Origin of the sequence: Maribacter luteus, assembly GCF_009674825.1 — a bacterium.
GTDB lineage: Bacteria > Bacteroidota > Bacteroidia > Flavobacteriales > Flavobacteriaceae > Maribacter_A > Maribacter_A luteus.
The window spans coordinates 86,435-98,494 of sequence record NZ_WKJH01000003.1 but is presented as its reverse complement, the minus strand read 5'-3'; the positions used below and the strand labels follow the sequence as shown (position 1 = coordinate 98,494).

The 12,060-nt window shown below is 37.6% G+C and carries 8 protein-coding genes; all 8 read right to left on the bottom strand.

Features of this window, described 5'->3' with window-relative positions; translation table 11 throughout:
* Window positions 1-163: 163 nt before the first annotated feature.
* Entirely contained in the window at window positions 164-2,059 is a 1,896-nt protein-coding gene (locus GJ691_RS06260) for an Ig-like domain-containing protein (protein ID WP_154364933.1), read from the bottom strand.
* 453 nt (window positions 2,060-2,512) lie between these two features.
* Entirely contained in the window at window positions 2,513-3,706 is a 1,194-nt protein-coding gene (locus GJ691_RS06255; protein WP_154364931.1) for an O-antigen ligase family protein, read from the bottom strand.
* A gap of 633 nt (window positions 3,707-4,339) precedes the next feature.
* Window positions 4,340-5,254, bottom strand: a complete 915-nt coding sequence (locus tag GJ691_RS06250; RefSeq protein ID WP_154364929.1) for a hypothetical protein — start codon at window positions 5,252-5,254, stop codon at window positions 4,340-4,342.
* Between the two features lie 10 nt (window positions 5,255-5,264).
* Window positions 5,265-6,713: an MBOAT family O-acyltransferase gene (locus GJ691_RS06245; RefSeq protein WP_154364927.1), complete on the bottom strand. Its 1,449-nt coding sequence runs from the start codon at window positions 6,711-6,713 to the stop codon at window positions 5,265-5,267.
* A gap of 398 nt (window positions 6,714-7,111) precedes the next feature.
* Window positions 7,112-8,392 (bottom strand): nucleotide sugar dehydrogenase, encoded by a 1,281-nt coding sequence (locus GJ691_RS06240; protein ID WP_154364925.1) that lies wholly within the window; start codon window positions 8,390-8,392, stop codon window positions 7,112-7,114.
* Between the two features lie 41 nt (window positions 8,393-8,433).
* Window positions 8,434-9,432: an SDR family oxidoreductase gene (locus GJ691_RS06235; protein WP_154364923.1), complete on the bottom strand. Its 999-nt coding sequence runs from the start codon at window positions 9,430-9,432 to the stop codon at window positions 8,434-8,436.
* Between the two features lie 119 nt (window positions 9,433-9,551).
* On the bottom strand, window positions 9,552-10,580 hold the full coding sequence (locus GJ691_RS06230) for an NAD-dependent epimerase (RefSeq protein ID WP_154364921.1): 1,029 nt from the start codon (window positions 10,578-10,580) through the stop codon (window positions 9,552-9,554).
* Window positions 10,577-11,974, bottom strand: a complete 1,398-nt coding sequence (locus GJ691_RS06225) for a nucleotide sugar dehydrogenase (RefSeq protein ID WP_154364919.1) — start codon at window positions 11,972-11,974, stop codon at window positions 10,577-10,579. The genes GJ691_RS06230 and GJ691_RS06225 overlap by 4 nt, the downstream gene beginning before the upstream one ends.
* Window positions 11,975-12,060: the final 86 nt, after the last annotated feature.

Below are 12,060 nucleotides of genomic sequence, written 5' to 3'. Positions count from 1 at the left end.
TTTTTGGAAAAGTAGTATTAAACTTCTTTTCTAAGAATTAATTTACTAAACCAATTTTGATAGGATTAACGTTTTAAAAAAGATAATTTTAATAAATCAATTTTTAAAGCAAAGTCATTCTTAATTTTTATACTACCAAATATGTAAATAAAAGCATAGTTTATTAAGGGACTTGAGAATTCTCGAAGTTGCAATTGGTAAAAATAGCATTTAGTTTGTCGCCCCAAGAACGTGTTGAGTATACAAGAGGGATGTTAATAAAATTACAATCAATAAATTCGTTGTCATAATTTGGCCTATTTACTGTAAACATAGCAGCTGCATTTTCAAAAGTACAATTAATGAATTTATTGTTATATACGGGACTGTCATTGAATCCACCAGCTTCTAGGCCTCTATTTGCTTCAAAGGTAATAGGTGAGTCAGAATTACGATACAAATTCACTTGTGTATTACGGAAAACACAGTTCATAAATGTATTGTCATGACCAGCGCTACCATTTGGGGTGGCTACTACGTCCCATACGTCAGCAAATAGTACACCATCAGCATCAATGAATTCAATATCTTTAAATGTATTACCATGGGATCCATGATAAATTTTTACACCTCCTGACCTACGATTAGGGGAGTAATCTTGCATTCCTTTAATAGTAATGTTCTCAAAAGTATTACCGTGTGAAGCTATATTTACTTCTAACCAAGTATTTTGAACATAACAATTTCTTGCCGTATTGTTGCTTCCTCTTTTAAAATCTATACCATGGCCTTGATGGACCAATCCTTTAATTCTGTAAACCTCACAATCTTCAACCAAGGTATTTTGTGAATTATAAGCTTCGATATAATAATCACAAGGATTTATTTGAGAGTCAGAATATACTCTGCATCCTTTTATAGTTGCATTAAGTGTTTGGGGAAGTGAAGTTATTGTTCCTACTACTATACCTGTATGTCCTGCATTAATAACTAAACAATTTTCAATTTCAGCACCAATTGAACCACTAAGATCAATACCTCTGCCTACTTGATTAGTTGATTCGCCTCCTGATGCTACAGAAGGTAATGGTGGGTCATATGTTAAATTTCCTGAAGTCCAAGTATCGATGGGGTTGAAATTTCCAACCCACGCAACGATAATATTTTTTACTTTAATACCAGGGCCATGTTGGAAACCTTCAACGGCCCTTTCCTGCCATTTAAATTGTAAGTTTTCAATTTCAACATAACTAATTCCTCCTAAATTCATTCCCTTTCTATTGCTATCGTTTTCTATCTGGATTGAACTTCTTCTTATTAAAGGCATATCAGAAGAATCAAGGTCATTACCATTGTCAAGATAATCGTCATAGGTTATTGTTGGTTCATCCAAGGAGATTATGTCGCCAACTTCTGTATTATAGCCTATAATCTTTATTGGATTATTGTTTGTGCCACTGTTTGGGGTCAAGTTATTGTCTACAACATAATCACCTGCTTTTATATAAACGACATCACCGGCTTTAGCTGATGCAAAGGCGTGTTGGATGCTCCATGCAGTTGCTTCAGATTTACCATCATTATTAGCTTTACCCGTAGTTGTTACATAGTATACATTATCCCCGCTAATGGGTGTTTTGTTTTCGGAGGTAACCGTTACATTCCCGGTACCTGTGGATACCGTTTCATCTTCATTGACAACCTCAGTAGTGTAGGTAAAGGTATCCTCAATTTCTTCTGTAGTATTGGAAGTGGTTTCCGCAACTGTTTCGGGTGTATAGGTTAGGGTATTATCGGTATTAATGGCCACTGAACCGTTTAGGGGTTCAGATGTTTGGGTGATCACTACATTTTGGGTATTCTCAAAGCCGTCGTTAGCCAGTACATCCAAGGTAATACTTTCTCTTGAATTTACGATAAAGGTATCATCTAGAATCAACGCACTAAGATCCAATGTATTTTGGGTTTCCGACACAACATAGTCAGTCAGTAAGTCCGAATCCTTGGAGCAGGAAATTTGAGAAACGATAAAAATGCTAAGTAGGAACACTTTTAGTGGGGCTAGTGTTTTAAAATTCATGGGGAATTTGAGATTATGTATGATAACAATTTCTATTTGGGTTTATAAAACTATCTAAAAATTAATTCAAGTCGATGAAATTCATTCTTTTTTCGATGAAATGCACTATTAGATATCATGGGTTATACGGGTGAATACTCTAGGTTGGATTTTTAAGGATGATTTATTCGATGAACTACCTTTATTTTTAACATATTCTATTAAAACTATACTTTATGGTAAAGGTGCTTTTATTTAAATACTGATATGTATTGGGTATTTATTAAGAGGTATACGTAAATTGATTGAACTAGTAAATGAAGCGATAATAATATTCAGAGGTTGCTATGGGTGATATTGAATTTTTGTCAAAGGATATAAAGAGGGAAAGGTTTCTTCTTTTGAGGTGCAGAAGTTATAGTATTAAGTCATCTGATAAAAAAGGACCAAGGCAAAATGGAAAACAATCGTATTTTAAGTTGATTGGTTTTTATTATCCAAAAACCTGTAATGTATTCCTAGCATAACAAAGAAATACATCATGGCATTACTTGCCCTGTAAAATACGTAAATATTGTTGAACAACAGAAAAATACCAAAGAACAATAGGCTTAACTTATATTCAGGGTTCGACTTGTTGGTTACATATAATTTAAAGGATTTATAAAATGGTAATAGAAAAACCAACAAAATTATTGGGCCAATAAAAATACCATGTTCTACCAAAGCTTCAACATAGTTGTTATGGCTCATTTGCCTTCTTTTGTTGTAATTAATAAAGTTGCCTGGGCCAACCCCGGTAAAGGGATGATCTATAAAAACCTCTATACCTTTTTTGATAAGATATCCCCGAGACTCTTCCTTGGCCGAAGTTGATGAAAGCCGATTTTCGATACTGGAATTCGTGTAAATATTGATAAATTGAAAAGTCAAAAATAGGCTAATCCCTAATAACAGAAGTTTTCTAAATATGGAATAGATTGGATTCTTTTTTTTCGGTTTGTTCACCCAAAACCAGAAAAGGGCATTGACTAGAATGACAAAAATTAATCCGGATCTTGTCTGGGCCGTAAAGGCTATTGCAATGGCCGATAACGGAATCAAAACCAATCCTGCAAAAGTCCAGGCGTTCCTGTATTTTAGGTGAAGCCTAAATATAGAAAAACTGGCAAATAATCCCATATAGGAATAATAATTGGCATTGTACAAAAAATCATGGCGACTTGCAGTAGGCGCATAAAAAGTCATTGGTTTAAAAGTGCCCGCACTATATTCGGCATATATGATCAGGAGCAGGGCGATGATAAAGCCAAAATGGAAGTAATCTTCCAAATCTAATATTTGAACAAGCGCAATAGCGATATAGGCCCCCATAAAGGCCGCCAAGATTTTGGTTATGGTAAAGTTGAAACTTTCATAATCAATGTCGGGATAAAAGACAGCGACAAACGAAAGGAGCAAAAATATTAAGAACAAGAGCATCTCAGGCCTATTGAACATGGTTCTGCCTAAATCAATTGAAAAGGTAACCACGAATAATAGGTTGAACAACACCATAAACCCGATGGCATTGAGTCCCCAATTAAGCCCTGCGTAATACAACAGGATGGTTAAAAAAATTAAAACCCCAATAATTGGTCTTATAAAGCCTCGAAATTGATGGTTCATGGGTGGTGTTTTGTTCTGATTGTTTTCTAATAAAAAGGTTTAATACGCACTATAATTTAGAAATAGGATAGTTTTGTTGCTCATTTTTAGATATAATAAAAAGAATATCCTTTTTACACAGCTTCAATATTTAACTTAATTCGTAAATATAAACCACTTTGTGCTATCTTAAAATAATCATCCTTTTTATGCATATAAATTAGATATATGAACCAATAGTAATCCTATCCCTTAATAAAGGTTCGTTAATAAATATTTTTTAAGGCAAAGGCATTGATTAGAGTCAATACATAATGGATACAAATATTAAAAAAAATGAATGAGAAGTAGCATTAAATAGCTCCAATTTGGCAATGAATGTAAAATCCAATGTTTTTGCCTAAAAAAACATGGAATAAAGTTACTTGCTATTATACTTTCGTGCTGTTGAAATTCTTCCTGAAGTGAATCGTAAAGTTGTGATTATTCTATTCAAAACGCGTAGTATACCTATAATAGTCTATTGATTGTTGCGAGCGTCATGAATATTTGTTTCATTCAGAATATTACTGGTATTCTTTAAAAAAATTGTTTGCAAATAGGTTTGTTTTATTCCTGATGTTTTAGGAGTCAGGTTTTGTTATAAAGGGAAACTCAATATGGTTTATTGGTGGTTTTACTTAATTTTAGGACGCTATCGATTTTTTTCGAAAATCGAATGGCGAATTCTTTGCTTAAATGACTTCCGTCTAAATAATAAGTACTGTCATTCGCTTGTATTGATTTTGAATAATCCAGATAGTGTTCAAATAAGGGTCTTATCTCCTTTTTGTTATAGTATGTACCTTCCAATTTCATTATCGGTTCTGAGGCCGGCATATAAAGACCAAATAACTCTGATTTTCCTCGAAATTTATTCAATAGGTCGTTCAACTCAATGATGTAATGTTGGTATTTTAAACTGTCAAAGGTTTCTTCCCATTCTTTATGATGTTCTTTGGTCATTTTAAATCGATGTTCAAAATCCCCGTGTTCGGTTACTGTTACACCTCCCCATTTGTCGTAAGAATGATCTATGGTAAAAGGGTGTGTTCCGTAGAAATAGGATAAAATTGACCCCCAATCATACACATAGGAATTCTGTTTTAAATAATATTTGACATTTTCGATCATTCTATTTTTGGCTGAAAATTCCATAGTATCAAAGTTGTGGTTTGTATAGCGATGGTTGTTGGGTGTAAATCCCATTATAATAGCCTTAGGATAAATCCGGTTATCCAGTAAATACTTTAATATATCAAATCCATTACTGTTCGGGAATGCCAAATTATAAACTTCCCCTTCGGGATTCAATATCATTTCCGGTTTAATTCCCCATTCGATTCTACTGTCCCCTACTAGTATTATAGATGAATTATCAACCTTAGGAATTAGGGTCAAACCTTTGGCCTCAAGATTACTATAAGAAGCTTTAGGTATATTAAGTAGATTACAAAACGTTTCAATCAGGATGATAGCGATGACGGGATAAAGTAAAAAAAAGAATAGTTTACGTAGGAATCGGTACATCGTCTATGGATTAAAATTGGAAATAAATAAATTGTTGTTCTTTACCACCGTACCAAATAATCAATAAGATTATGGAGTAATACATCAAGTGTCTAAAAAATCGATTCCATTTCAAACCGATTTTTTCAATGGCGAATTGCCCTTCTCTCCCGACCCATTCCATCAATAAGAATAAAGCAATCAGTTTCGTTATTTTTAAAGCTTCTAGGCGTTCTGTAAATTGGGGGACTTCACATATAGAGGCCGAAAATATCTCTGAAATATATGTTATGGCATGCGTTATATTTTCCGCCCTGAAAAAGATCCATGCAAAAACGGTCAGTCCAAAGGTCAAAAGCATCAGGGAAAGTTCCTTGAAATTCGGTAAGTACCTTCCTTGGGCCACGGTTTCTAAATTGTTACGGTTGTTTTTAGTCAATAAAAGTGGCAGGAAATAGATGGCGTTCAAAGCTCCCCAGACGATAAACGTCCAATTTGCCCCATGCCAAAATCCGCTTACGATAAAGATAATGAAGGTGTTCCTGACCTTCATCCAAGTGCCGCCGCGACTTCCTCCTAAAGGAATATACAGATAATCCCTGAACCAAGTGGAAAGTGAAATATGCCATCGTCTCCAGAATTCCGCAATATCCCGCGAGAAATATGGGAAATTGAAATTCTGCATTAAGTCGAAACCGAATAATCGGGATGTGCCAATGGCAATGTCCGAATACCCAGAAAAATCCCCATAAATCTGGAAGGTGAAAAAGACCGCTCCTAGAACTAGGGTGCTACCATTCATATCGGCCGAATTATTGAATATTTGATTGGCGAATTCAGCACAGTTGTCCGCGATGACCACCTTTTTGAACAACCCCCACAATATTTGGCGCATACCGTCTACCGCTTTGGTGTAATCAAATGTTCTTTTTTTATAAAACTGGGGGAGTAGATGGGTGGCCCTTTCTATGGGGCCGGCCACCAATTGAGGAAAGAAACTTACAAAGGCCGAGAAGGCGATAAAGTCCTTTGTTGGTTCTAGCCTACGTTTGTACACATCGATGGTATAGCTCAATGTCTGGAAGGTGTAGAAACTTATGCCGACCGGTAGGATGATATTCAATGTATTGGCCGTTATGTCTATTCCGAAAAAAGAGAATGCCGAAACGAAATTGTCGAGGAAGAAATTATAATATTTGAAAAAGCCCAAGAAACCGAGGTTGACCAAAATACTGGTCCATAAGAGTGCTTTTCTTTTGGTTTGGTTTTCTTCCGTCCTTAATTTTCTTCCGACCGAATAATCAACGACAGTACTGAAAAGGATCAAGGATAGAAACCTCCAGTCCCACCAACCATAAAACAAATAACTGGCGGCCACGATCAGTAGGTTCTGAAGCTTCAGGTTACTGTTTGTAACGAACCAATACAGTATAAAAACAATGGGCAAGAAAATCGCGAAGTCAAGAGAGTTAAAGAGCATTTCTATGTTTTATTCTGATTTAAACTAATTGTACATTTATCATGTTCTTTTAATAAACAAAAGAATTAGTTTTTAAATGAATATGCTTTTGGAGAACTTCTTACTTTAATTGAAACCTAATTATATAGGTAATTTAGTAAAATTAAAATTTTAAGGGTATTAACCCAATGGGTTATTTGGTTTTCTTTTTATGGCTTCTTCAGCCATTCTTAATTGAATTGACTAAAAATAGAATAAAATAGTAATTGAATCTAAAATAAGGGGTTAAAGCGGTGTGTAAATCGATAAAACGTAAAACTACCACCTTTGTACAACTGAAAAGTGGACATGTAGTAGTTATATTTTTTGAAAATATTTTTCTTTAAATCAGGACTTTGTTTTAATCTATGGAAACAGGCTCAAAGCCTGCCCTCTACCTTTTCTTTTAAAATACCCTTTACGTCATAGAGGACGCCATTTTCCCTTATCAGATCCCTTAAATGTATGTTCAGGAATTCTTTATGGGCTACCGTCAGTACAATGGCATCGTACGTATCATCGGGAATTGTCTTTATGGTAACCAAATCATATTCATGCTTAACTTCTTCCGGGGAAGCCCATGGGTCAAAGATCGTAACCTCGGTTCCGTAACTCTTAAGGTTGTTAATGACATCGACCGCTTTGGTATTGCGAACATCCGGACAGTTTTCTTTGAAGGTGATACCCAAAACCAGGATTTTGGAACCATTGACCTTGATGTCATTCCGGACCATTAATTTCACTACTTCGGCTGCTACATATTTTCCCATACCATCGTTCATTCTGCGACCGGTTAAGATAATCTCAGGGTGGTAACCTAATTCTAAAGCTTTTTGCGCCAGATAATAGGGGTCAACGCCTATGCAATGCCCGCCGACCAGTCCGGGTTTAAAGGGTAGGAAATTCCATTTTGTTCCCGCAGCTTTCAGTACGGCATGGGTATCGATGCCCATAAGATTGAATATTTTGGCCAGTTCGTTGACAAAGGCGATATTAATGTCCCGCTGTGAATTTTCAATCACCTTGGCTGCCTCGGCAACTTTGATGGAAGGGGCCAAATAGGTTCCTGCGGTAATTACGGAGGCATATAGGGCATCCACTTTTTTACCTATTTCGGGAGTAGAACCCGATGTTACCTTTAAAATTTTATCTACGGTATGTTCCTTGTCCCCAGGGTTGATACGTTCGGGGGAGTACCCTACGTAAAAATCCACGTTAAAGGCCAAACCACTTTCTTTTTCCAGAATGGGTACACAAAATTCTTCCGTTGCCCCGGGATAAACGGTAGATTCAAAAATTACGATATCATTTTTCTTTAAAACCGGGCCAAGGGTCCCGCAAGCCAATCGTAAAGAAGATAAATCCGGTTTATTGTTTTTGTCGACAGGGGTGGGTACGGTTACGATATAGTAATTGCAATCAGCCAAATATGACTTATCGGGGGTGAAGTATATTCCGTTCGTTTTAAGGGGGATATCGCTTTTGACTTGGGTCAAATCCTTTTTATCGACCTCCAAGGTGCGGTCATGGCCAGAACATAGTTCATTGATTCGTTCTTCGTTCACATCGAAACCTATTACAGGATATTTCGTTGCAAATAAACAGGCCATTGGTAGTCCTACATAGCCAAGACCAATGATGGCGATTTTGGGTGAGTCCATACTTGATTTGTTCTTCAATACATTAGGTATGGGCAAACTTACTATTTTAAATTCGTCCAATACCAACCCACGGCTTCTTTTAGGCCCGATTCAATATTGAACTGTGGATTATAGCCCAGTAATTCCTTAGCCTTGTCGATGGCGGCCAATGAATGGGGAATGTCCCCAACTCTTTCCGGCCCGAATATGACATTAACATCCTTGATCTTTGGGTCTAGCTCCCCAAGGTAATCCCGTAATAGGAAAACCAGTTCTTTTAGGGTTGTACGTTCCCCGAACGCAACATTATAAACCATATTGACCGCACTTGGTTTTTTTGTGGTGATGGCCCTGATGTTGGCCTCGATTACATTATCGATATAGGTGAAATCACGTGAGAAGGAGCCGTTTCCGTTTATAGTGGGGGATTCATGGGACATTAATTGCTTAACGAACTTTGGGATGACCGCTGCGTAGGCCCCATCAGGGTCTTGGTGTCTTCCAAAGACATTGAAATAACGTAAACCAATGGTTTCCATTCCATACGTTTTTCCAAAAACATCGGCATAGAGTTCATTAACATATTTTGTTATGGCATAGGGGGACAAAGGTTTCCCTATGATATCTTCTACCTTTGGCATATTCGTGGAATCACCGTAGGTCGAGGAACTTGCCGCATAAATGAACCGCTTTACATTGGCATCTCGTGCGGCGATCAACATATTTAAAAAACCGGAAACATTCACTTCGTTGGTCGTTATCGGGTCATTGATCGATCGGGGAACGGATCCCAAAGCAGCTTCGTGTAAGATGTAATCGATCCCTTCACAGGCTTTTTTACAGGTGTCCAAATGTCTAATATCCCCTTTAAGGAACTCAAAATCAGGGTTCTCTATCGGTTCTTTTAAGTTTTCGATCTTGCCTGTGGCCAAATTGTCCAAACACCGGACCTTGTTCCCGTTTTCAAGTAGGGCCTTACATAGGTTAGAGCCTATAAAACCTGCACCTCCGGTAACGAGAATATTGAATGTTGGATTTAGTTGTAAATGTGCAATCTTCATATGTGTCATTGTAAAAGAGAAAGGTCAAATATAGTTTGGGGGATTTGATTTTTGGCGTGAAGCCTTTAAAAATAATAAGCCCTTGACAACTATTAAGGGCTCATATGATCAGATTGGTGTTAAACTTTGTAATAATTCCTATACCATTGAACAAATTCTTTTACCCCGTCTTGAATGGTGGTATCGGGATAATAGTCATAGTCCTTGATAAGGTTGTCGACATTGGCCCAGGTTTTTTCCACATCCCCGGGTTGCATAGGTAACATCTCCTTTATGGCTGTACGGTCAAGGTTTAATTCAATTTCATTGATGAACTCAAGAAGTTTAACCGACTTGTTGTTACCTATGTTATACAGTTTGTATAGTTCTTTGTTGGTCTTGCGAGGTTCCATGTTTTCTTCCAAAACCGCCAAAACCCCTTTAACAATGTCCCCTACGTAGGTAAAATCCCTTTCCATATGGCCATTATTGAACACTTTTATAGGATTCCCTTTTAAAATGGCTTCGGTAAAGAGGAAAATAGCCATGTCGGGTCTTCCCCATGGACCGTAAACCGTAAAAAAGCGCAGTCCTGTAGTGGGTATACCATAAAGATGGCTATAAGTGTGCGCCATTAGCTCATTACTTTTCTTGGTAGCGGCATACAGGCTTATGGGCGTATCCGTTTTGTCGGTAGTCGAGAACGGTATTTGGTCATTTAAACCATATACACTGGAACTACTGGCATAGATAAGATGATCAATATTGTTATGTCTACAGCATTCCAACAGATTAAGGAACCCTATGATATTACTATCGACATACACATTAGGGTTCTCAATGCTATAGCGTACCCCGGCTTGTGCCGCAAGATTGCAGACCACATCGAATTTTTCATTCTCAAAGAGTAGGGGCAAGGCTTCACGGTCTTCCAAGTCCATTCGTACAAAGGAAAATCGGCCATCATATAAAGAACCCTTACATTTTATGTTGAAATTTTCAGCATCTTTTCTATCAATGCCTAAGGCCTGAAGTCGACTGTACTTAAGACTTTTGCTATAATAGTCGTTTATATTGTCCAGACCAACAACGTCGTAGTTGTTCTTTAGCAATAATTCACATAAATGATAACCTATAAACCCCGCTGCACCGGTTATCAGAATTTTCAAGACTGTCCAATTTTGTAATAGTCAAACCCTAAAGTTTCCATTTCTTCCTTGTCCAGCAAACGTCTTCCATCGAAAACAAAAGCTGGTTTCAGCATTTTATCGTAGATGGCTTTCCAATCGTATGTTTTGAACTCGTCCCATTCCGTAAGTACGGCAACTGCATGGGCATCCTCAACCGCTTCGGAAGGATCGTTGACCACTTTTAAAAGTCGTCTGTTTTCTTCAGGACTCCTTGTATTCAAATAATCAAGGTCTGCATATACTCTTTCCGCAGGTACTTTTGGGTCGTAAACCACGATTTCCGCCTGTTCGTCCAATAAGGCGTCGGCTACATAGATTGCTGCGGACTCCCTAGTGTCATTGGTGTCTTTTTTGAATGCCCAACCGTAGAATACGATTTTTTTACCCGAAACCGTATTGTATAGGGTAGTGATGATATTTTCGGCGAAACGTTTCTTCTGGTAATCGTTCATAATGATGACCTGCTCCCAATAATCAGCCACTTCGGGTAGTCCAAAACTTCTGGCGATATAAACAAGATTCAATATATCTTTCTGAAAACATGACCCCCCGAAACCAACAGAGGAATTCAGGAATTTAGAACCGATTCTGCTATCAAAGCCTATGGCCCTGGAAACTTCCGCAATGTTGGCATCTGTTTTCTCACATAGTGCGGATATAGAATTTATGGAAGAAACCCTTTGTGCAAGAAAGGCATTTGCGACCAATTTCGATAATTCCGATGACCATACATTGGTCTGTAACACCCTTTCTTTAGGTAACCATTGCAGATAAATCGCACTTAGGGCATCTTTTGCTTCCTGGCCCGAAGGGGTCTCGTCACCACCAATCAGTACTCGGTCGGCATTCAAAAGGTCGTTTATAGCTGTGCCTTCGGCTAAAAACTCAGGATTTGAGAGTATTTCGAAATTCACTCCGTTCCCTGTATTTTGTAAAATGCTTTTGATAGCACCAGCAGTACGTACCGGTAAGGTCGATTTTTCAACCACGATCTTATCATCTTTGGCTACCCGTGCGATATTTCGGGCACATAGCTCAATATATTTTAAGTCTGCGGCCTGCCCCTTTCCTTTACCGTAGGTTTTGGTAGGGGTATTTACCGAAATGAAAATCAGTTGTGCTTCATCGATAGCCTTATCCACTTCCGTGGAAAAGAAAAGGTTTTTTCCTCTGGTTTCGGCCACGATTTCTTTAAGACCCGGTTCATAAATGGGTAGGTTGTCCAGGTTTTCATCGTTCCATTGGTCAATCCTGTTTTGGTTGATGTCCACTACGGTAACTTCAATTTCAGGACATTGGTTCGCTATTACTGACATAGTCGGTCCACCAACATACCCAGCTCCTATACAACAGATTTTTGTGATTTTTTGCATCGATATTTTTGTTTAAGAGCTACAAAGATTAAAAATATCTTAGTAATAAGATGAAGATTGTCGTTAAAAACACAAATATTGTGTAT

Bases quoted from the DNA above. Each gene is read 5' to 3' on its own strand.
- GJ691_RS06260 (WP_154364933.1), bottom strand. From the start codon at position 2,059: ATGAATTTTAAAACACTAGCCCCACTAAAAGTGTTCCTACTTAGCATT.
- GJ691_RS06255 (WP_154364931.1), bottom strand. From the start codon at position 3,706: ATGAACCATCAATTTCGAGGCTTTATAAGACCAATTATTGGGGTTTTA.
- GJ691_RS06250 (WP_154364929.1), bottom strand. From the start codon at position 5,254: ATGTACCGATTCCTACGTAAACTATTCTTTTTTTTACTTTATCCCGTC.
- GJ691_RS06245 (WP_154364927.1), bottom strand. From the start codon at position 6,713: ATGCTCTTTAACTCTCTTGACTTCGCGATTTTCTTGCCCATTGTTTTT.
- GJ691_RS06240 (WP_154364925.1), bottom strand. From the start codon at position 8,392: ATGGACTCACCCAAAATCGCCATCATTGGTCTTGGCTATGTAGGACTA.
- GJ691_RS06235 (WP_154364923.1), bottom strand. From the start codon at position 9,432: ATGAAGATTGCACATTTACAACTAAATCCAACATTCAATATTCTCGTT.
- GJ691_RS06225 (WP_154364919.1), bottom strand. From the start codon at position 11,974: ATGCAAAAAATCACAAAAATCTGTTGTATAGGAGCTGGGTATGTTGGT.